Source organism: Leptotrichia rugosa, from assembly GCF_041200005.1.
GTDB lineage: Bacteria > Fusobacteriota > Fusobacteriia > Fusobacteriales > Leptotrichiaceae > Leptotrichia > Leptotrichia rugosa.
Genome location: NZ_CP165644.1, coordinates 669,894 through 692,825, shown reverse-complemented (window position 1 = coordinate 692,825; position 22,932 = coordinate 669,894). Strand labels below are relative to the sequence as shown.

The 22,932-nt window shown below is 30.5% G+C and carries 17 protein-coding genes, 2 tRNA genes and 2 pseudogenes; all 21 read right to left on the bottom strand.

The features are described 5' to 3' along the window. Window positions 1–20 precede the first annotated feature (20 nt). Window positions 21–1,730, bottom strand: a complete 1,710-nt coding sequence (locus tag AB8B22_RS03520; RefSeq protein WP_369711681.1) for a hypothetical protein — start codon at window positions 1,728–1,730, stop codon at window positions 21–23. A 534-nt stretch (window positions 1,731–2,264) separates the two neighbouring features. Next, window positions 2,265–5,378 carry a cellulase family glycosylhydrolase gene (locus AB8B22_RS03515; protein WP_369711679.1) on the bottom strand — a complete coding sequence of 1,038 codons (3,114 nt, stop codon included), beginning with the start codon at window positions 5,376–5,378 and terminating at the stop codon, window positions 2,265–2,267. A gap of 98 nt (window positions 5,379–5,476) precedes the next feature. Beyond that, the gene (locus tag AB8B22_RS03510) at window positions 5,477–7,924 is read right to left on the bottom strand and encodes an LptA/OstA family protein (RefSeq protein WP_369711678.1); all 2,448 of its coding nucleotides are present in this window, start codon (window positions 7,922–7,924) and stop codon (window positions 5,477–5,479) included. Window positions 7,925–7,933: 9 nt separating this feature from the next. After that, window positions 7,934–10,630, bottom strand: coding sequence for a DNA mismatch repair protein MutS (gene mutS, locus AB8B22_RS03505; RefSeq protein WP_369711677.1), 2,697 nt, complete (start codon window positions 10,628–10,630; stop codon window positions 7,934–7,936). Between the two features lie 65 nt (window positions 10,631–10,695). Next, complete coding sequence (locus tag AB8B22_RS03500; RefSeq protein WP_369711676.1) at window positions 10,696–11,052, bottom strand: arsenate reductase family protein; 357 nt, start codon at window positions 11,050–11,052, stop codon at window positions 10,696–10,698. A gap of 57 nt (window positions 11,053–11,109) precedes the next feature. Beyond that, window positions 11,110–13,079: pseudogene (gene uvrB / locus AB8B22_RS03495) on the bottom strand (excinuclease ABC subunit UvrB). A 56-nt stretch (window positions 13,080–13,135) separates the two neighbouring features. After that, window positions 13,136–13,888 carry a tetratricopeptide repeat protein gene (locus tag AB8B22_RS03490; protein WP_369711675.1) on the bottom strand — a complete coding sequence of 251 codons (753 nt, stop codon included), beginning with the start codon at window positions 13,886–13,888 and terminating at the stop codon, window positions 13,136–13,138. A 200-nt stretch (window positions 13,889–14,088) separates the two neighbouring features. After that, entirely contained in the window at window positions 14,089–14,880 is a 792-nt protein-coding gene (locus tag AB8B22_RS03485; RefSeq protein WP_369711674.1) for a tetratricopeptide repeat protein, read from the bottom strand. A gap of 106 nt (window positions 14,881–14,986) precedes the next feature. Continuing rightward, a complete protein-coding gene (locus AB8B22_RS03480; RefSeq protein WP_094078995.1) occupies window positions 14,987–15,421 on the bottom strand; it encodes a HutP family protein in 435 nt (144 codons plus the stop codon). Between the two features lie 18 nt (window positions 15,422–15,439). After that, the gene (locus AB8B22_RS03475) at window positions 15,440–15,880 is read right to left on the bottom strand and encodes a type II 3-dehydroquinate dehydratase (protein ID WP_094078996.1); all 441 of its coding nucleotides are present in this window, start codon (window positions 15,878–15,880) and stop codon (window positions 15,440–15,442) included. Between the two features lie 19 nt (window positions 15,881–15,899). Continuing rightward, window positions 15,900–16,394, bottom strand: a complete 495-nt coding sequence (locus AB8B22_RS03470) for a shikimate kinase (RefSeq protein WP_369711672.1) — start codon at window positions 16,392–16,394, stop codon at window positions 15,900–15,902. Window positions 16,395–16,409: 15 nt separating this feature from the next. Then, window positions 16,410–16,598, bottom strand: coding sequence for a DUF4250 domain-containing protein (locus AB8B22_RS03465; RefSeq protein WP_094080725.1), 189 nt, complete (start codon window positions 16,596–16,598; stop codon window positions 16,410–16,412). An 18-nt stretch (window positions 16,599–16,616) separates the two neighbouring features. Then, on the bottom strand, window positions 16,617–17,429 hold the full coding sequence (locus tag AB8B22_RS03460; protein WP_369711671.1) for a hypothetical protein: 813 nt from the start codon (window positions 17,427–17,429) through the stop codon (window positions 16,617–16,619). An 18-nt stretch (window positions 17,430–17,447) separates the two neighbouring features. Further along, the gene (locus AB8B22_RS03455) at window positions 17,448–18,296 is read right to left on the bottom strand and encodes a hypothetical protein (protein ID WP_369711670.1); all 849 of its coding nucleotides are present in this window, start codon (window positions 18,294–18,296) and stop codon (window positions 17,448–17,450) included. A 28-nt stretch (window positions 18,297–18,324) separates the two neighbouring features. Continuing rightward, window positions 18,325–19,041, bottom strand: coding sequence for a shikimate dehydrogenase family protein (locus AB8B22_RS03450; RefSeq protein WP_369711669.1), 717 nt, complete (start codon window positions 19,039–19,041; stop codon window positions 18,325–18,327). 193 nt (window positions 19,042–19,234) lie between these two features. Then, window positions 19,235–19,951, bottom strand: coding sequence for a pseudouridine synthase (locus AB8B22_RS03445; RefSeq protein WP_369711668.1), 717 nt, complete (start codon window positions 19,949–19,951; stop codon window positions 19,235–19,237). A 51-nt stretch (window positions 19,952–20,002) separates the two neighbouring features. Then, entirely contained in the window at window positions 20,003–21,184 is a 1,182-nt protein-coding gene (locus tag AB8B22_RS03440) for a chorismate mutase (RefSeq protein WP_369711667.1), read from the bottom strand. A gap of 110 nt (window positions 21,185–21,294) precedes the next feature. After that, window positions 21,295–21,369 (bottom strand) — tRNA-Cys (locus AB8B22_RS03435). Between the two features lie 15 nt (window positions 21,370–21,384). Continuing rightward, window positions 21,385–21,470 (bottom strand) — tRNA-Leu (locus AB8B22_RS03430). A 259-nt stretch (window positions 21,471–21,729) separates the two neighbouring features. Continuing rightward, a pseudogene (locus AB8B22_RS03425) lies at window positions 21,730–22,062 on the bottom strand (endo alpha-1,4 polygalactosaminidase); the annotation flags it as partial. Further along, window positions 21,995–22,486, bottom strand: a complete 492-nt coding sequence (locus AB8B22_RS03420) for a hypothetical protein (RefSeq protein ID WP_369711666.1) — start codon at window positions 22,484–22,486, stop codon at window positions 21,995–21,997. The gene AB8B22_RS03420 and the pseudogene AB8B22_RS03425, both read right to left, overlap by 68 nt. Between the last annotated feature and the right edge of the window lie 446 nt (window positions 22,487–22,932).

The following is a 22,932-nucleotide window of genomic DNA, read 5'->3' as shown; positions in this document are numbered from 1 at the left end:
AGAAATCAAATAAACATAATTTATAGCCTATTAGGTGTTAAATTACTAATCATATCTATAGCATCCTTTTCAGATATAGTTTTATTACTTTCTCCTTTTATTTTATCCTCAGAATATTTTACGTTTTTTACATTATTGTTTCCTTTCAGATTACTAATTATATCTATTCTATCTTCCTCAGGTATATCATAACTATAGGTTGTTGCTTTGTCTTCTTTTATTATTTCATCTTCAAAATGTTTTTTATTTTTTGCAGCACTACTTCTAGAAGTTAAAATACTGTCATTTTTTCCTTTTAAATTATCAGCTATGTTTATTCTGTCTTCTTCAGGCACACTGTTATAGGTATACGCTGCTGTTTTTACTTCTTTTATTTTTGGCTTATTCTTGATGCTTCCCAGTCTGTATCCTAATCTTATGCCGAATGTATCAATTTTACTTTTAACTTTTATGGGATTAATTGTGTCTTTTGGCTGATATTTAAAATTTGCTCTTTCATAAAGAGCTTCTAGGGAAATTGGACCTAACTCCGTACCTAATCCTCCTGCATAATAAAGTCCACCATGAAGATCCTTTTTATTAAAATTTTCTTCCTTTATCTCACCATATACATATCCTACTCGTCCAACAGCGTAAAGCAGATTGTTTCCCTTATTATTTACCAAATTAATTTTTGTTGTAGCATAAGCAGGATAAGTTCTTAAAACGTGCTTTTCCTCTTTATTGTTAAAAAAAGGAGAAATATCAAGGAATCTTTGCTCTACACCCAATCCTAGTTCAATAGCTCCCTGATTATCAAATAAATATTCCAACCCGACAACAGGCATTCCTTTAACATCAAAATCTGATTTTGCAGACTGCCATTTATTATTTTTCATACCCGTTCCCAAAAATTGCTTTGGATGAACATTGTATCTGTCCTTGAAATTATATCCTACATTTAATCTAAGTTCCCCGCCATTCCACTTTCTTTTCATAATTTTGTCTGTAGTGTACTGCATATCTCCAGTTTTAGCAAAAATATCTGTTCTGAAAGGATCAAAAGGCACAACATCATTTTTTTTCTTTGGTAAATTTTTTATATTTCCAATACTGTATCCTATTCTTACACCGACTGTATTTATATTATCTTTGGTCTTTTTAAAATTATTTAGGGTACTTATGTTATTTCTGTTTATATTACCCAAATTTACTTTATCGTATCGTAAATTTGATCTTTCATATAAAGCTTCTATGGAAACTGGTCCAACTTGAGTACCTAAACCACCTGCATAATAAAGTCCACCACGAAAATTTTTATCTTTTAAATCTTCTTTATTATCTTTTCCAGCTTTAGCATAAGCATATCCCCCTCTTCCAATAAGATAGAGTAAGTCATTTCCAGCTTTAGAAGTTATTAAATTATATTTACCTGTCAAATACATCGGTGTTATTTCGTACATTCTCATTTCATTTTTATCTTTTAAAGCTGAAGATTTTACAGAAAATTTATGTTCTGCACCGATTCCCAATTCGAGTCTTCCCTGATTATCGAATAGCCACTCAATTCCCGCAACGGGTCCATTTTTAAATTTATAATCATAATTGGTGTTAGAAAGTCCTTTTTGATATTTGGTTAAATCATTTTTATACGCTCTATCAAAATCCCAACCCCCATTTATTTTAACTTCCTGAGCCATTTCCGTAACTGTTGATAGCATCATTGCGCTTAAAATATGTAATTTTTTCATATTTTTCGTTCTCCTTTATTTTGCACATGCCTTTTTTATGATTTCACACCAAAAATCTATAAAAAAATTATAAAAAATATTATATAATGTTATATTTTGACTGAAATTATCTTTTCTAACAAATACATTTTACTAAATTTCTTAGAAATTTTCAAGAAAAAAATATTAATTTCAATTACCTTTAATACATTAAGTTCTCTCTAAAGAACTCCTCGTATTTGGAAATAATTCAAAAAATTTTTAAAAATTCAAATATTCTTTTTTTATTTTCTAAATATATTAATATTTAATCAGTTTACATTTTCTGAATTCTTAAAAATAAATTTTTTTCTAATAAATAAAAAGGAAACTGTTTCACAAAATAATTCTTGTGAGACAGCCCCTTTTTTTATCCAAAACTAAATTTTCTAGTTTGAAAAAAATTTCAACTTATATTGACTGTAGTTTTTCACTATCTTTGCATGTATTCAAAATAGTTTTAGTACCACTCTCTTATCACCGTACCAAGACTTTATTATTCTATTCTTTGAATCACTATTTCTGGTACAAACGCACATAATCAATCTCTGTGGTTTGAACTGGGAACGGAGAATGCTCAGAAGGTGGATTCAATCCTGATTCCCATTCCACGTAGTCATTAATAATGAAATGCCATTTATCATTCTCAAATCCTTGTTTGACTAAAGCAGAAGGAATATTCAGCTTGCTAAAGTCTTCATCTGGCATAGTAGAAAGATAATTGCCATATTGGTCATATCTAGTATTATCAACTACACTGATACGTTGAGCATCCTTAATACGGTAATGAACCACAGGAATCAACCTTCCATCCATATAATAACGTACTTTTGTTCCATCAAACTCAATTGCCCAAACGTGCCATTCATGTGTCAGTGACGTAGTATGTCCACCAACAATATTTTCCAAACGGTGTGTAAAGCCACGCGGTGTCCATTCATGATTGACTTGACTGTAATAACAGCTGATATTAGTTGCAGGCCATGCATAACTAGGAGTACTTGAAAACCATTCCAAAATTAATAATGAACCATAAGGAGCATTTCCACCAGGAACTTTGCAGGCAGGTGTATCCACATCGTTTCGCTGTTTCTGCATCCAAAGGGCCGTACGCATTCCTTGCAAGTGATTCCAATTCATTTTGGCACGTATTTCTGCACGGAACGGTTTAGAGGCATCTACAATATTGCCAGATTCTAGTCTACCACTTGAATACTGAGTAACTTTACCTGCAGGGCATACACCTGTAGTTGCATTTGCATCAGTTAAAGGATCGCCTTTTCTGTTAACACAATGACGTCGTGTAGTAAGTATTGCGTGATCACCATCTAAACTGATACTGCTTGGCAAATAAGTTAAATGGCTACCCAAATGATTGATAATTCTTTTACTTACCCAGTCAGAAGGAATATTTCTGTCTTTAAATTCCCAACATTTTACACTCTTCCATTGTCCCGAAGCATCAGTTGCACTATCACATCCATTTGTAAGTGGAGCTGGAGTAGGTGCTGGTGCCGGATGATTATTATTAATGAATCTTCGGATTACATCTACTGCTTTTTTTTCAGTGCCGTCTGATTTCCAAATTCCAAAATAATTTTCAGGATCTGCTGCATCCAGTATATCAAGACGTCCATTATGATCAGTATCAATGTTCGCATCAGGAACGCCATCTCCATTTGTATCAATATTTACATCAAGCCAGCCATCGCCATTACTGTCCTTATCTAATATTCCCGAAGTAATGTAAGGCTTTCTGTCTTTTGCCTGATAAAAAATAAGAGGCCCATATATATTTGATTTTTGATATTGATCTAAAATTTTACTTATCACATTAGCTTGTTTTGTTTCTTCAACACCAGGATAAGCAGCATCTATTCCTACTTCTGTTATCCATATTTTTTTATTTCCATCACCGTGTTCTGACATTATCTGATATAATGTTTTTTCTCCTCCTCCAGGTGCTACAACGTCGCCTATCATGTTTGCCCAGCCATTATCTCGAAAAGTTCTGGCATAAATTCCGTAAGGATGGTGTGATAAACCATCGAAATAGCCTTTTGCCCCAGCTCTGTACATTCTTTCTAAAAATTCCATAGGTCCAACATATCCTGTTGAACTATTGCTGTTTCCTACCGTCATTCCACCTGCCATAACATTTACATCATTATGAGCATCATGTGCTGCTGTATACGCTATTTTTAGTAAATCTGTATAATGTTCAGGATTCGGTCTAGGATTTTGAATAGTATCATGCCAAAATTCTGGATTTCCTGGTTCATTCCAAAATTCATAGTCTATTACTCCCTTTGGAGCATATCTTTTTACTAATGCACTTACAAAATTTGAGAACTCATTATTATACTGTGGAAGTGGTGCAAACGAAGCAACCCAAATTTTTCTTGCATTTAACGCATTTTTTTCAGCAGCTGAAAGACTGTCCGCTCCTGTCGCCCATTCTGGAGCACCACTTATCTGCATTAAAACTTTCAAGTTATATTTTCTTGCAAGAGCAACGGCGTCATCTATATCCTGCCAGTCATATCCTCCATTTTTCTGAGATTGAATTCTATTCCACGAAGCTGTGATTCTTACCCATTGAAATCCCACTCTTGCTGCTTTTGAATAAGAGTCTTCCGCTTCTTGAAGATTACTTCTCCAAAATGGATTAACAGGTTGTATTCCAATTCCTCTTACATTATGTATCTTTGAATCTTCTTTTTTCCGTTTTTTAGGGCTAGAATTATCATCTCCGCCTTTTTGAGGATTAAATTTATTGTTTTCGCCACCACCTTTTTGAGGTTTAGAAGTGCCATTACCTCCGCCACCTCCGCCGTGATGTCTAGTCGCGCCAATAATTGCTCCAACAGCAGGAACCGCTCCGCCAATAATAGGTACAACAGGCGATACTCCGCCTATACCTCCTCCTGACAGTCCCGTACTTCCACCTGATTGTCCTACCGTTCCAACAACATTGTTCACTGGCGCTACTGTCGTATCTGAACAGTTCAATATTACTGCATCATTATTCTCGGGATTGTCTGGAAAAACCTTATTTCCGTCAATGACTCTAACTATATTTGAACATTTTAATGTGATTTCAGTTGTATTTACTGTTCCACTATTTATCGTTGTTTCCTTTTTTAGAAGATTTTCAGATGTACCTGAACACTTTAAAACTATGTTGTTTGTTACTGTATTTGAACATTTCAACTGTACCGCATTGGCACTTTCAATTTGAGATAATTCATCTATTTTAATTATTCTAACTATATTTGAACATTTTAAAAGCTTTTCAGCTGTATTTACATCTTTTGTCAGTTCATCTTCCGTGCTTTCACTTGTATTTAAACATTTCAGCAATATATTTTGAGAACTTATTTTATTTGTTCCAATAATATTTTCACTGCCAGTTTCAGAATTTATACATTTTAAAAATATATTATTGCCGTTATTTTCAGTTATTCCAGTTCCTTGTGCATTTTCCCCCGCCATATTTGAACATTTTAACAATATCTCGCTACTATTTTTTATTTCATTTGCCGAAGATGTTACATTATCTACATTTTCAGCCATTATTGAAAAACTTATACAAATTAAGAGTAACCCCCTAACTATAAATTTTACCATTTTGTATCTCCCTTTTCTAATTAACGTTTCAACTTTATCTTTTGTGTTTTTATAAATTTTAACGTATTATAAAAAACTATTTTTTTGAATGAATCAAATTATTCTTCTTTTTCAAAATCTTTTTCATATTGAACTCCGTCATAATCTAATGTTGCCGTGTGCTTTTTACCATTTTTAGACCATTTTACCGGCACATCTATCGCTTTTTTATGAACATTTATTTTTACAGTCGACGGCAAATTTTCTCCATTTTCCGGAAAATAAATGTTGTCCGCTGCACGAGTCAGCATCTCTTTTGTACTCTCAGACGACACTGACTTATTAAAGTTTTTCTCAGCCGTGTCAGTTCCAGCTTTGGCTTTTGCATTAATTGCAACTTCTTGAGTTTTTCCACCGTAAAATGATTTGTTGACTTTTCCAGTGACTGACATAAGTGCTGAATTCGAAGATTTCCATTTTATCGAAACAGGCACTCCATTTGAAGCTGTCATCGCTTTCGGTAAAACTGCTCTTCCATTTTCTTCATTAAAGGATAATTTATTTATAACTTCCTGTACTGCCGCCACATTTTTAGGATCTGATTTATTTTGCTCAAATCCGCCATTATTCAATTCATATTGCATTTGAATATTTCCATAATTTTCAAGCACTCTATTTCTTATGTCATATGTTGCTTCTTTAGAAGAAATTATTGTTTTTCCTTGATAAGTCACAACATTTCCATTTAATCTTATCTTTTTGTCCTTTAAATAAATAATTGCTTTGTCAGCACTTGTATTAATCGTTTTAAACTGTGGCAATGTACTTACAATTTTAACATTGTTTCTAGCATAACCCTCCTGTTTATTCATATCCATATACAAGTAATTTGAAGTCATTTTGGTACTATTTTTAAAGTCAACCATTACTTTGTCTCTTGCAAGAATCAAGTTTCTTAGCGAATCCATTTCATTATACTGTGAATCAAGCGTAATATCCTTGTAAGTCATATGAACATTTTGTTTAATTTCAGTACGGGTGATACTCATATTATTTCCTTTTTTATGTTTAACAAAATAAACTTTTGCAGTATTTCCTCTAAAATGTACAGCTTCCGATTCCACAAGCGGTCTTGGATCATTTGCCAAATCTTTTACATTTCCACGAATTTTCCCAGTTACATGTCCATCAAACCTAAATTCTTTTTTCTCAAAACTTCCTTGACCTTTATCCGCTGAAATTCTATCCCCTTGAACACTTGTCATAACCATTTTATTTGCGTAAATGTCTTTAGAAATCGTATTCATCGTACCATTTTCTCCATGTACCGTAAAATTTTGTTTTCTCACGTTAAAAGGTCCGTTCATCGTTGCGTCTCCAGTGGCAAAGCTATACACAAGTCCTGTTCCATCCATTTTATAGTCATCATAATTAACTGTATAATAATCATTTGTTGTCATAGTTCGTGCTTTCAAGTTATAAACTCCGCTTCTGTAAGTTCCTGTCGTCTTTCGTGGCAAATAATTATAAGTTCCATTTCCATCACCATTTATTATTTGGGCAACTTTGTCATAAAAGACATGGTCTCCGGTAATTATCATTGTTTTTCCAGTATAAACGACATGTCCTCTTCCATCAACTTGCTTTTTATCGACAAGATATACTGCACTATCCGCTGTAACGACGCTTTCTTTTCCTATATAAACGACATGTCCATTTCCATTAATTTGTTTTTTCTTGATAAAATACACAGCTGTATCTGCTTTAACAACACTTTCTTTTCCAGTATAAACAACGTTTCCAAAGCCTTCTACTCTTTCGTTCTCGTCGTCTTTCATATAATAATCCGCCTTTTGAGCATCCAATTTGTTTTCAGGATCTTTATAATGTACATTTCCTTCTGCATTTCCTATTTGGTTGATCTGATCGTATCGCATTTTATCCGCAGTCAGCGTTCTTTTAGTCTTTTCTTCTGTATAGACAACATGCCCCTCTGCAATACTTACTTTTGTTGGATCGTTGTAAGTCATTTTGTCTGTTGTTATTTTCTTTTTATCTTTGTTGTTTACATAACTCACATGTCCTGTCGCAACTATATCTTGAAAAGTTGTCGTCGTTTCGACTTTATCCGATTCAGAAACGGTTTTATCAACATTGTTTACAAGTTTTGTCCGAACTGGAGAAATTAACTTATCACCTTGTTTTTTATAATCTGCCCTCTCGGTATAGATTTCCCATTTTTTATCTTTTGTCGCTCCCACGACTTTTCCTTTCAAAATTGCATCGTAAGTTTTTGTATTTACTTCCCCTTCTTTTCCAGAAATAAGCATTTTTTTCTTGACCAAATCAATTATAACTTTTTTAAATTTTACAACTTCATCACCCTCAGAACCAATTTGCTCATCGGCATAAACTATCACTTCATCTTTTAGTCTATATATAACTTTTTTAGCTTTCATATCTTTTTGCATCTGATCCAATGGCGCTGGAATTTTTTTAAAAAACACGGTATATATAAAGTATATCAATATTAAAAGCAATACTCCATAAATTATTTTTTTCCACATTTTTTTCTCCTAATTATCTTTTTTTATTTTTTCTTTCAACTCAAATAGAAATTTCATCGCTTTCATCGGAGTTACATTATTTACATCATAATTTTCAATATCTAAAACAATTTTTTCTAAATTTTCTTTTTCTCTTTCAATATTTTCTTTTTCTTTTTTTATTTCAAAAATTCTTTTTTCATAAAAATTATTTTTTGTTTCTGAATTGTTTTCAAATTCCTGTCTTTTTTCACAAATCTCAAGAGCTTCCTCGTTCATAGAAAAAAGTGAGAGCTGTGTCACATCTATCGTCTTTTCTATAAGCTCCTTTTTCTGCTCTAATCGCTTCAAAAATCTTTTTCCTTCACTCAAAATTTCCCTTGGAAGTCCCGCAAGTCTTGCAACTTCAATTCCATACGACTTATCAGCGCCACCTTTTACAATATTTCGCAAAAACATAATTTTCCCATCTTTTTCATCAACTTCAATCCGATAATTTTTTATATTTTTAAATTTTGACGCAAGGTCAGTAAGTTCGTGATAATGTGTCGCAAAAACTGTTTTTGCCCCGATTTTGTCGTGAATGTAAATCGAAATCGCTGTCGCAATTGAAATTCCATCAAAAGTGGAAGTTCCTCTTCCAACTTCATCCAAAATCACAAGGCTATTTTTCGTCGCATTGTTCAAAATATTTGAAACTTCGCTCATTTCCACCATAAACGTACTTTGCCCTGATAAAATATCGTCTGATGCGCCAATTCGAGTCAAATATTTGTCAACGATTGAAAGTTTTGTACTTTTTGCTGGAACAAATGAACCAATTTGAGCCATGATTGAAATTAGTGCAATCTGCTTCATGTAAGTCGACTTTCCCGACATATTAGGCCCTGTCAAAATCACAAAGCTCTCTGTTTCACTCAAAAAAGTATCATTTTCAACATAATCGTTTCTTCCAATAAGTTTTTCCACAACTGGATGACGCCCACCTTTTATTTCAAAATCATAATCTTCACAAATTTGAGGTCTTACATAATTATTTTCAGTTGCAACTACCGCAAAAGATACGACTACATCAAGATAAGAAAGTATTTCCGCAAGACTTGTCAAAATATGTCTTTTTTCTTTAATTTTAGCGCTAATTTCCTTAAAGAGATGATATTCCAAATCTTCAATTTTAGCTTTTGCATTAATAATCGTGTCTTCATATTTTTTAAGTTCTGGTGTCACAAATCTCTCTGAATTTGTCAAAGTTTGCTTTCTAATATAACTTTCTGGAACTAAATCTAGATTTGACTTTGTAATTTCGATAAAATAACCGAACACTTTATTGTACTTTATCTTCATATTTTTTATTCCAGTTTTTTCTTTTTCCCGTTTTTCAATTTCCAAAAGAAAATCTTTTCCAGAGTTCATGATATTTCTAATTTCGTCAAGTTCACGATTAAAGCCTCTTTTTATAATATTTCCCTCCCGCACAGAAAACGGTGCATCTTCATTTATGCTCTCTTCAATTATTTGAAAAATTTCAGAAAGTTTTTTTGAATCTATTTCATTAAAAAAATCATATTCTTTTAGTAAATTCATAATTTCAAGCGATGATTTTATTGTCTTTTTCAGTGCCACCAAATCTCTTCCATTTTCATTTCCAAAAATTATTTTTCCAACTAGTCGCTCCAAATCATAAACTTCTTCCAAAATTTCCCGTGAATCTTCTCTTAGTAAAATATTTTCCAAAAAACATTCCACATCATTTTGTCTTTTTTCAATTTCTTTTATATCAAGAAGCGGATTATTTATAAATCTTTTTAAAAGCCTTGTCCCCATCGAAGTTTTACATTTGTCAAGAACCCACAAAAGTGAGCCATAAACAGTCTTTTCTCTCTGATTTTTCACAAGCTCCAAGTTTTTTTGCGTAATTGAATTAATTTCCGCATAATTTGAAACATTTATAAATTCCATTTTTTCAACCGTCAAATCATTTCCAACTTGCATTTCCATCACATAAAAAAGTGCCATTGCAGCATCATTTATAACAACTTTTTTATTTTTTATCCCATAACTTTCAAGAGATACGACTTTAAAATAATCAGTTAAAAACTTTTCACTATCCCTAACTTTTGTCACAAAAGTTACAAGAGAATCATTTTTTTTCGTAAAATCATCTATTTTTTCTTTTATAGCTCTGTAAAATTCTTCCGTTAATAAAATCTCTTTAGGCTCAATTTTATTAAGCTCATTAAATAATTTTATATAATGTTTATCTTTTTCGATCTCAGCAACTTTAAATTCCCCAGTTGTTATATCAATATATGAAATCCCGATTTTATTATTTTCTTCCAATATACTCATCAAATAATTATTACTTTTTTCGTCCAAAGATTCGATGTCCATAACTGTTCCTGGCGTTATAATGTTGACAACTTCCCGTTTTACAATTCCTTTTGCCGTTTTAGGATCTTCCACTTGTTCACAAATCGCAACTTTATAACCTTTTGCAACCATCTTAGAAATATATGAATTTGCCGAGTGAAACGGAATTCCAGCTAATGGTACATCCATCCCCTTTTCCCTATTTCTTGAAGTAAGCGTCAGTCCCAGCTCTTTTGAAGCCGTAATCGCATCTTCAAAAAACATCTCATAAAAATCACCTAGTCTAAAAAACAATATACAGTCACGAAAATTTTGCTTAATTTCTCTATATTGCTTCATCAGCGGTGTCTGTGCCATATTTATAAACCTTCTTTCGTTTTTACTGTTTTATTATTAGAGTATATCACAGTTTACTTGCTTTTTCAATTTTTAAAAACTTTTTCCCATTCATTTTCCTTAAATCCAACCAAGACAAAATCACTTCCGACAACAAGCGGTCTTTTAATAAGCATTCCATTTGAGCAAAGCAGTTTTAACTGCTCGTCTTCTGACATATCAGCTAATTTATCTTTTAATTTCAATTCTTTATAAACAAGTCCGCTCGTGTTAAAAAATTTTTTTAGCGGTAATCCACTTTTTTTATAAATTTCTTTCATTTCTTCAAATACTGGCGGCTGCTCTTTGATATCCTTTTTTTCACATTCAACATTATTTTCTTTGAGCCATTTTAACGCTCTTTTGCAAGTTGTACATTTTGGATAATGGTATACTTTTATCATTTTTTTCACTCTCCTAATTTATTTTTATTTAATTGTTTATTTTGATTTATAATTCCATCAAAACTTTTTTAACTCGTTCATCTTATCCCTTACTTTAATCGCTTCTTCAAAATTAAGCTCTTCTGATAATTCTTTTATTTTTTCTCCATTTTTTTCACTTCTTTTTCAATTTCTTTTGTATTTTTATAATTTTTAGCAACCTTTTTGACTTCTTCCTCTTTTTCTAATTCATAGTCAACTAACGCCGCATCGATTTTTCTTTTTATTGATTTTGGATTGATTCCATTTTCTTTGTTGTACTGCTCTTGAATTTTTCGTCGTCTTTCCACTTCAGTTATTGCTTCCTTCATGCTGTCAGTCATTCTGTCAGCGTACAAGATTACACTTCCTTCCACATTTCTTGCCGCTCTTCCCATTGTTTGAATAAGCGATCTTCTCGAACGCAAGTATCCTTCTTTGTCAGCTTCCAAAATTGCAACAAGCGAAACCTCAGGAATATCAAGTCCTTCTCTCAAAAGATTTATTCCAACCAAGACATCAAATTCACCTTTTCTAAGTCCTCTTATTATTTCAGTTCTCTCAATCGTATCAATGTCCGAGTGCATATATTTTATTTTTATCCCGTAGTCCAAATAATAATCCGTAAGCTCTTCCGCCATTTTTTTTGTAAGCGTTGTAACGAGAACTCTTTCTTTTTTAGCAGCTCTAATTTTGATTTCATCCATCAAATCGTCAATTTGATTTTCAGTCGGACGAATGTCTATACTTGGCTCAACTACTCCCGTCGGACGAATCAATTGCTCCACAATTTCCCCTTTTGACTGCTCAATCTCATAGTCACTTGGAGTTGCTGAAATATACACCGCTTGTGGAACTTTTGCAAAAAACTCTTCAAATTTTAGTGGTCTATTGTCAAATGCACTTGGAAGTCTAAATCCATTTTCAATAAGTGACTGCTTTCTTGCTCTATCCCCTTTATACATTCCATTTATCTGTGGCACGGAAATGTGCGACTCATCCAAAAATACGACTAAATCATCGGGAAAGTAGTCAATCAGCGTATCAAGCTCTTCTCCGGCATTTTTTCCAGTCAAATATCTCGAATAATTTTCTATTCCTTTACAGTAACCAATCTCTTCAATCATTTCCAAGTCATATTTTGTCCGCTGCTCTATTCTCTGAGCTTCAACTAATTTATTTTCAGCTCTGAATTCGTGAACTCTGTCTTCCATTTCCCTTTTTATTTCCAAAAACATCTTTTGGGTGTCTTCTGTTGTCAAATAGTGTGTTGCCGGCATTATCGTAAGTCTTTTTACCTCTCGAATTTTTTGCCCTGTAAGCGGATGTATCTCAAAAATACTTTCCAAGTCATCCCCAAAAAACTCAAATCTGTAAGCAGTGTCCTGATAAGACGGATACAAGTCCAAAATATCCCCTTTCACACGAAATTTAGAACGCTCAAAAGAAATATCGTTTCTTTCATATCTAAGCGAAATAAGCCGTTTTATAAGCTCATCTCTCTCAATTCCAGTTTCTACATCAATGGGGATTGATTTTTCTTTATATGCTTCTGGCGATCCCAAACCGTAAATTGCTGAAACTGATGCGACAATTATGACATCTCTTCGATTCAAAAGTGCAGCAGTTGCCGCATGACGCATTTTATCTATTTCATCGTTAATTGACGAATCCTTTTCAATGTATGTATCCGTTGCCATAATATATGCTTCTGGCTGATAGTAGTCATAATATGAAACAAAATATTCCACAGCGTTTTCTGGAAAAAAGTTTTTATATTCGTTGTAAAGCTGCGCCGCTAAAGTTTTGTTAGGTGCCATAATCAGCGCTGGCCTATTTATTTTTTCAATGACATTTGCAACTGTAAATGTCTTTCCAGAGCCCGTCACCCCAAGCAGAATCTGATCTGTAATACCATTTTCCAAATTTTCCACAATCTTTTCAATCGCTTTTGGTTGATCTCCAGTCGGACTAAATTCCGAATGTAGTTTAAAATCCAAATTTATCACCTCTTTTTATTTTAAAATAAAACTTTAAATTTTCTCAATCTCAAAAAATATCTTTTTTATTTTGCTTTTTTAATATAATCTAAATTTTCTTTTAGACTTTTTTGTAATTCCAAGTTATCTGAATAATCGCTTGATTTTTTAATCAATTCCAAGCCTTTTTCCAGCCATTTTTTAGCATTTTCATAATCGCCTAGCGCAATGTAATCTACAGCTAAATTGTTGTACGCCCACAAATCCCCTTTTTTTATAGAAGCTAAATACCATTTCATAGCTTCCTTCTGATTTCCTTCGTTATCAAAAATCACTCCCAATTGATTTTCTGAAAAACCGCCTTCATCAGTTTTAACAGCTTTTAAGTACCACTCTTTTGCATTCTTATAGTCTTCCAAATATGAATATGCAAACCCCATCCAGTAATAATTATCGGGATTATCTGCTACTTTTGCGTATTCCTTATAGTATTTTATCGCTTTTGCATAATCTTCCAACTCAATATAGTTATACGCCAAATTTGAGATTGCAATTAGACTCCCTTTATCAATAGCTTTTAAATACCACTTTTCAGCTTCTTTATAATTTTCTTCATCGTCATACAAAGTGCCTAACATATTTAAATAACCAGCATCATTAGGAAACTCATTCAAATATTTTACAATTAAACTTTTTTCAGTTTTTGTATCTTTCTTTTCATACGCTTTATTTATTTGATTTTCCAGTTTTTCTTTTTCTGATTTCGTCATTGCCGAAAATCCTTGAACTCCTAAACCTAAATTTATAGCTATTAACAATAAAATAAAATATTTTTTCATACTAAATGTTTCCTTTCCTGTAATTTAATTTATTCTATAAAATAAATTTTTATCTCACATAATATTTTTTATTTTTATAAACGAAATAAAATATTTGGGGATGAATAAAAAATATTAGAATTTAAAATTTATCCCTAAAATTTTTAATTTTTTTGATTTTAAAATTTTTTCTAATTTTATAAATATCAATCAGAACAAATTTAATTATTTTTAACACTCTCAATCATTTCCTGTATCTCTTTTACCTGCTCTGCATTTTTTTCTTTTTTCGCTGTTTCAAGAGCTTTTGTCATCCATTTTAAAGCTTTTTCTTTATCTCCCAGCATCTGATAAAGAAAACCTAAATTTGCTTGACCTCCTGAATTTCCTTTATTTATTGATTTTAAAAACCACTTTTGAGCCTCTTTTTGATTTCCTTCATCAAGATAAATCTGACCCAAAATATTTTCTGAAAGACCGTCCTCATCATAAATATACGATTTCAAAAGATTTTTTTTAGCTTCTTCAATATTGTCTTCCTTATAATTTAAAATGCCTAAGATATAGTCTTTTAAGCCTTTCTGATTGTCAAAAATTTCATTAAAATCTTTATCATCAACTTGTTTTAGCCATTTTAACGCATTTTTAGTATCTTCAGCTCCAAAATATATTGATCCGATTATCAGTTTCACATCCTGTTTTTTCCCATTTTCATCAAAAAATGGATATTTTTTCTGCAATTCCACAGCTTCATTAAACTCTTTTTCAGCTTCACTATTCCTTTCCATATCAATATAAATCATTCCTAACATTATTTTTAGAAAAACTGATTTCTCAGGATTTTCTAAAATTGATTTTTTTAATATTGATATAGCCTTCTCATTATTTCCTCTATCAAGTTCTTTTATCACTTCAGCCTCTATCTTATCCAACACCTTTGAATTTGCAGAAAAATTTTGTGCTCCAAAAGTTAAATTTGATAAAATTATCAAAAGAATTAATATTTTTTTCATTTAATAAGTACCTCTTTTACTTTTTTATTTATCTATTTTCTTAATTTAAATATTTTTTATTTACCAAAAAAAGCTCACACCAATGCAGTTTGAGCTTTCTTTTTTTTTATTTTTCATTTTCCAAGACGGAAACTGAACGATGTGCAACCGAAGTTATGACTTCGTTAAACTGCAAAATTCCAACGCTCAAAAAAATAGCGACTGACAAATGTTCTCCAGAACGAGCAATTCCTATTTTCCCACCGACGCTAAGTCCGTTTATAATTGTTTCAATTTGACTCATAGCTTCTCGCATAGCGCCAATAATTGCTCCATCGTGAACATGCACATCCTGTATTAAATTATTTCTTTTTGCCGCAATAAGCGCACTTTCAATAAATTTAAACCGTGAATTTGGCATAATTCCACCGACATCGACCGCTGCCGTCTTTATTCCCTTCAATCTATAACTTTTCACAAGTTCCCGTTCTTCTTCTCGAGATGAGATCGCTAATTTTAGTGCTATTCTACAGATTTCCACACTTTTGTTATTTTCTTCCATTTTGCAATTCCCGCTTTCCTATTTTTCTAACAATAATTTAACAGCTTCGACATATCCGTCTTTGCCTTTCCCATAAATTTGAGCAATACACGCAGGTGCTGTAACCGATATTTTTCTAAAGTCTTCCCGTTTGTGAATATTACTCAAATGAACTTCAACTGTAGGAATCTGAATTGACTTAATTCCGTCAAAAATCGCATAGCTGTAATGTGTAAACGCTCCTGGATTTATCACAATTCCATCGATTTTCTCAAAATAAGCCGACTGCAATATGTCAATTATTTTCCCTTCATAATTTGATTGAAAAATTTCAATTTCTACTTCTTTCGGACTTTTTAAGTTAAATTGTCTTTTTATATATTCACAAACGCTCTCGTAGTCGTCATTTCCATAAATTCCTTTTTCCCTAATTCCTAAAAAATTTAAATTAGGTCCGTTTATTATCCATATTTTTTTCATCTAATTTTCCAGCCCTTTTCTATATTTTACCTTTTAATGCCATGACAATTCTATTTATGATAACTTCCATATTGTCATCATTTTCTACGACAATATCAGAATATTTGTGATAAAGTTTTATTCTCTCATCATATAATTTTTTTAAATTATTCAAATTTTTAAGAAGTGGTCTAGCTTCATGATTTTCTTTTGCAATATTTTCCAGCTTTCTATTCAAAAATATTACAATCCCATTTTTTTTCACAATTTCCATATTTTTTTCTTTTTTTACTGCTCCACCGCCAGTTGAGATAATTATTCCATCTTTTTTCGACAATTCTTCCAAATATTTAGTTTCAAGCTCTCTAAAATAATCTTCTCCGTCTTCCGAAAAAATATCCGATATTTCTCTATTTTCACACTCTTCCAAATATTTATCCGCATCATAAAATTCAAAATTAATTTCATTTGACAGTAAACTTCCTATCGTACTTTTCCCACATGCAGGCATTCCAATTAAAATAATATTTTTCATATAATGTGTTTTCTCCTATTTTCTTTTAAATTGGTTCTCTTCTTTATTATAAAAATATCCTGCTTTTTCCATTTTATCCAAAACTTCAGTTTTATTTTTTCCATAATAATTTACCAAATCATCTAAATCTTTAAATTCATCTCTAAGTTTAAGGTTTAAAATACTGTAAAGCAAATTCATATCTTTTGTTTCAAAATTTATCATAATTTTTTCAGCTCCCAATTAAAGTATAATTTTTACCATTGTTTCATCATCTTCATCAATATCTTTTATTATGCAGTTTTTAGAACTATCCGCAAACAAAGTATGATATTCATTGTCATCTTTTTTTTCTATAAAATCTCCAATTTCTACATTTTCAATACCAAGGTCGCCAGTCACTTCATAGATTTCATTGTAAATTGTTTCAAGAAAACCTATATCAAAAATTGTAAACAACTCTGATTCTCTATTTAATCTAAGAAAAGATTTTTCTGGAATTATAAAGTACAAAGTTGATTCATAACCCATATTTATTCCAAAAATTTCCATTCCATACGCTTTTAATTCGTAATTTAAAATTGCATACAAAATATCAATCAATGATTCTTCGTATTTTTCTTCTTTAGATTTTATGCTCTCCCAATTTACATCAAGTTCATTTGGATCAATCCCCTTTTTCTCAACTAATTTTTTCAAGCCTTCCGTATAACCTTTTGACATAAATCTATACAAAAAACTATCCGCCTTTTTAGCCAAATATTGATAGTAAAAATCCGAAAATGTCTTAATCGTCTCACCTGACTCTTCTTCCCCAAAAGTATTAAAAATCGCTTCTTTTGGCTCAAAAAAATACTCTCTCCTAGTATTTATATAATTTACTAACTTTTTTCCTTCCAAAACTTCTGCTGCAAAGTCATCTAACTCATTGTATATTCTAAAATCAAAATTATTACTATTTTGTGAAATTTCCATATCAGTTGCTTTTACAAAAGTCGAAGTTTCATTTGGCTGTATGGGACTATCCATTCCATAAACTTTATCTTTTTCACTCATTCTAAAATCTTCCTTTCCCTATTCTTTGCTTTTGTTGTTATTTTCTTTTTTCTCAATTGATTGTGCTATAAACTTAAGATTTGAAATATTTTCAAATTTTGCCAGCTTTTTTAATTTTTCTTTATTTTCAGCGGATAATCTCGAGGCATCAATATATCTATCAAAATATTTGTCATAGTTACTGTACAATTTTTTCAATTTTTTTAAGCTGGATTTAGAACCTGCTGCCGCCTTTTTTTCGATTGTTCCTTCCATCGCTCTTGTATTTAAAATATTTTCCAGATTTCTATATTCTTCTTCTACAAGCATTGACACCTGTCCACTTGACATCTGCTTGTATTCATCTTTCGTTTTAGAGTCTCCCACGCTGTACAAATAATCATAAATTGCGTTCACATTTTGATCAATTGTCCCAGCATTTTTTTCTCCTTCCAAATACGTATTCATATTCAAGTTAAAAGTTTCCAATATCAGATATGTGTTTGTGTAGGTATAAGACTGCATATCACTTACATCCTGTAAAAAATTTCCAAACGCCCTTTTTAGAAATTTTGGATATTCAACGACATAATCACTATAATAAGCATACATTGATCTAAAATCTGATTTTCTGTTTCCTGTCAATTTTGCAAATTCCCTGTCAAAATATCCTCTGTTTTCACGGTATAAATTTCCCATTATTTCTGCATAAACTTTGTTCATTAAAGCTGTGTTATCCGCCGCAGCTAGAGGAGTTCCATTAAAATATTTATCAAAAGTCTTTTTTTGATTTGCATTTCCCGTATCTATCATCTCTTGATTAGTTATAGAAAATCCAATATTTGCAAGACTCAAAGAAATTATTGCTACTACTATTTTTTTTATCATTTTTTTACCTTTTCCTTTCTAAAAAAAATTATTTATATAATTTTTCAGATAATCTAGTGTGTATTTTTTCTAAAATTTTTACATCATATTCTTCTTCATTCCAGATTTCTTCCGATTTTATTGCTTGTGAAATAAGCATCATAAGTCCATTTGAAATAACTTTTACACCTTTTTGTTTATATTTTTTCATAAGCACGGTTTCTTCTGGATTGTAGACAATATCCACCAAAGCATTTGTATCAATGAAGTTGCTATCATTTAACGGACATTCATTTATATTTGGATACATTCCCACAGGTGTACAGTTTACGATTAACTCAATATTTTTAAGTCCTGAAACTGCCGAATAATGAATCAATCTATCTTTAGTTCTCACTTTAAACGAATCATTTTCTTCAATTGTGGCAAGATAAACATTTTCTGCACCACTGTCTATCAAAACATTATAAATTGCTTTAGAAGCTCCACCTGTTCCAAGTACCAAAACTTTTTTCCCTTTGACATCAATATTATTAATTCTCAAAGTTTTTAAAAATCCAAAATAATCAGAATTATCTCCAATTAATTTCCCATTTTTACAGGTAATTGTATTTACAGCTCCGATTTGTTTTGCAATTTTAGAAACTTCGTCCAAATATTTAATCACTTCCACTTTATAAGGAATTGTGACATTTATTCCTTTAAATTTTCCTTTTTTTATTTCTTCCATCAATTGACCTATCTCATCAGATTGTCTTTCAATCATTTGATAATTTGCGTTTTTCCCAGTTAATTCAAAAAAATTTCGTGAATTTCTTTAGAATAACTATGACCTAATTTTTCTCCCAAAAGTCCATATTTTTCCATTTTATCTCACTTTCCAATTTTTTTTACTTTTGTTTTGTCAATTATATCATATTTTAAATTTTTTTCGATTAATTATTTTTTTTAAAATAAATTTAATTTAAAATCAAATTCATTTCTTCTTCGCTCAGTTCTCTATATTCTCCCAATTTTAAGTCTTCAGGAAGTAAAAGTTTTCCCATTTTCACCCTTTTCAAATATAAAACTTCGTTTTCAACAAACTTAAACATCCTTTTAACTTGATGAAACTTCCCTTCTGAAATGGTTATAAATACCGAATTTACTTCTATATCTTCATCTTTATCAATAATTTCGATTTTTGCCTTTTTTGTCACAAAATTTTCTTCCAATTTTATTCCATTTTCCAAAATTTTCTTTTTTTCAATTGTCAAAGGTTCTTTTAACTCCACATAATATTTTTTGTCAACATGCTTTTTCGGTGAGAGCAAGTTATGCGCCAAAACCCCGTCATTTGTGAGCAAAAGTAAACCTTCTGTGTCAATGTCCAATCTTCCAACTGGAAAAACTTTATAATTTTTATATTTTTCACAAAGTAAATCAATCACGGTTTTGTGTTTACCATCTTCTGTTGCACTAATAACTCCAGATGGTTTATTCATCATTATGTAAACAAAAGGTTTATAAGTAATTTTTTCACCTTCGATCTTCACATCATCTTTAATCTCGTCAACTTGCATTTTCGCATCTTTTACGATTTTTTCATTAACTCTTATTTTCCCTTTTTTCAAAATAATTTTGACTTCTTTTCTTGTTCCAATTCCAGAATTTGCCAAAAATTTATCTAATCTCATATTTTATTTTTATCCTTTTTTAAATAAATAAATTAAATCAAATTAAATATTTTACTGATTTAATTGTAAATTATAAACTTTATAATTTCCCAATATTTGTAAATAATTTGATTTTCCCCTAATCTTTTCAAGCGCCATTTTTACATTTTCATTTTTAATATTTCCTTCAAAGTCAATGTAAAAATAATATTCCCATGGCTTACTTTCACGAGGTCGAGATTTTAAATTTACCATATTTAAATGATATTCATAAAAAATTTGAAGCAGTTCCACAAGCGCTCCAGATTTGTCATTTACACTTGTCACAATACTAATTTTATCACTTTTGTCAAGCACAATGTTCTCATTTGAAATCACAAAAAATCTCGTATAATTTTCTTTTTCATTGTTGATATTTTCGCATAAAATTTCCAAATCATACATTTCTTTAGTTTTTTTATTCGCAATACAAGCATTTTCAATATTTTTGCATTCTGAAACAAATTTCGCTCCAATCGCCGTATTCGACATTTTATTAAGTTTCCAGTCGTGATTAGCCAAAAACTCTGAGCATTGCATAAACGCCTGTTCGTGCGAATAAATATTTTTTATATCCTCAATTTTACTGCCTTTTATTCCAAGCAAATTATGCGAAATTTTATGCTGAACTTCTCCAATTATATGAATACTTTTTTTATTAATCAAATCAATACTATCCCGCACTTCTCCCACTATCGAATTTTCAATCGGCAAAATTGCAATATCAATTTTTCTACTATTTACCGCTTCCACCAAATCTTTATGACTTTTAAAATTAAAAATATTTTTATTATTTTCCAAATTTTTTTCATCAAATTTTTTATTATTTTTCAGTAAATTAATTAAGACTTCATACGCATAAGATCCTGGAACCCCAGTATATCCAATCTTTTTGTCAAAAAAATCCAAATCATTCACATATTTTGTATTAATTCCAATTTTAAATTTTTGATATTCTTTACTGGAATTCATTATATCTTTAAAAATTATCTCAATATAATGAGATAATTCCATATTTTTTACTTTTTTTAAATTTTTTGTAACAACTTCCTTTTCCCGAATTTCATCAAAAATTTTTTTTCCAGTCTGCTTTTTAAACTGTGCAACTTCTTGAACAATTGCAAGTCTTTCCTCCAGAAGTTCCACTAATTTGCTGTCAATTTCATCAATTCTATCTCTAATTTCGCCCAAATCAAGCCTTTTATTTATTCCCATTAATTTTTCTCCCTCGCAATAATTTAAATTTTTTATTTATTATACCACAATTTTTCTATAAAATAAAAAAAATGACTACCAAACAGCAAATCATTTCTAAAAATCTATATTGGAGGCGACAACCAGATTCGAACTGGTGTAAACGGTTTTGCAGACCGCTGCCTAAGCCCCTCGACCATGTCGCCGAAACTTTTCAAAATTGGTGCCCGAGGCCGGAGTCGAACCGGCACGATATAAAATCGACGGATTTTGAGTCCGTTGCGTCTACCAATTTCACCACTCGGGCAAATTTAAATTACTCGATTATTATAATATATTTTTTTAATTTTGTCAACATAATTTTTCAAATTTTTTATGAAATTATGTACCACTATGAGATATTTAAGATTTATAAAAAAACTCGGATAAACAAACAGAAAATTAAATTTAAAGGAACTATCAGAACTTGAAATATAAACATATTCTTACATTCAAATAGTTCCTTCTTTAACTAAATTCTTTAAATTTTTTTTCATAGATTTAATTTTATTTGGCTATTCAAAAAATTAATTTATAATTTTCCCAGTTTTTTCAGATTTAACTTCAAAATTATAGTATGTATCAACTGTATCAAGCATATAGCCATCTACTCCAATTTCATCCAGTCGTTTTTGATAGTCTTTTACTATTTTTCTCCATTCGGGACTCCAATATTTTATAATATAATCATCTGCCCAATTTGGATTTTCGCCGACAATCCAGTCAGGTCTCGTATCTTTATTCTTCCATTCTGGCTTCCAGAAATCTCTATATCCTCCTGCTTCTCCAATACTAAAATATGCTATTACTATTCTTTTTGCACCATTTTTCTTTCTTTTTAACGCTGTTATTTGATTCTTCTTCATATGCTTTACGATTGGCTTGAAATTTTCCTAAGATCATAGCAACAAATAAAAATATTACAAAAAATTTATTATATTGAAATTTCATAAAAAACAATATCATATCAGCTCCTGAAATTATATAAGCCGTCAAATATCCTGTCATTGCTATAAAAGAACTAACAAATCCAGCATATATTCCATGCCGCAATGATATTAATGCAACCATTATCACAAGAGGATGCAAATTTAATCCAAAGAATTGTTCCCTTGTAAAAGGAAGAAAATAGAATATAATCAAAATTAGTACAGTATAAACGATACTTTCGATAATACTATTAATTATATCTTTTTTAGAGATAACTTCTAACCTTTCAGGATTTTTGTCTTTTAAAATATATTTTTTGGTATTCAAAAATTCTTTAAAAATCTTATTAAACAAAAAATTTCATCTCCTTTTCAAATTAGTTATTATGCTTAATCGCAAAAATCTAAATATCCAATAAATTCTATAATTAAAGAATTTAAAATTAATGTTCTTAAATTATACAATGTTACATAACTTAGATTTTTATACTTTATATTTTTTTTCCCAGTTTATAATTTTACTAATATTTATAATAATTTTAAAAGCTTTTTAATTAATTAAAATTTAATAGAATCTGTTTTAAAAATTATTATAGATATTTTATAATCTGTTAAATTCCTGAACGATAGATTTTACGATATTTTTTATATTTTGTAAAGGCTTTAAATTTATAATAGAATGAAATTTTTATTTTATAATATTTGTTTTTAATTATATATTAAAAATTTTTACATTTTTAACTTTATGTCTTTTTACATGAAAATTCTTCTTTTTAATATTTTTTATTCTAAAATAACTAT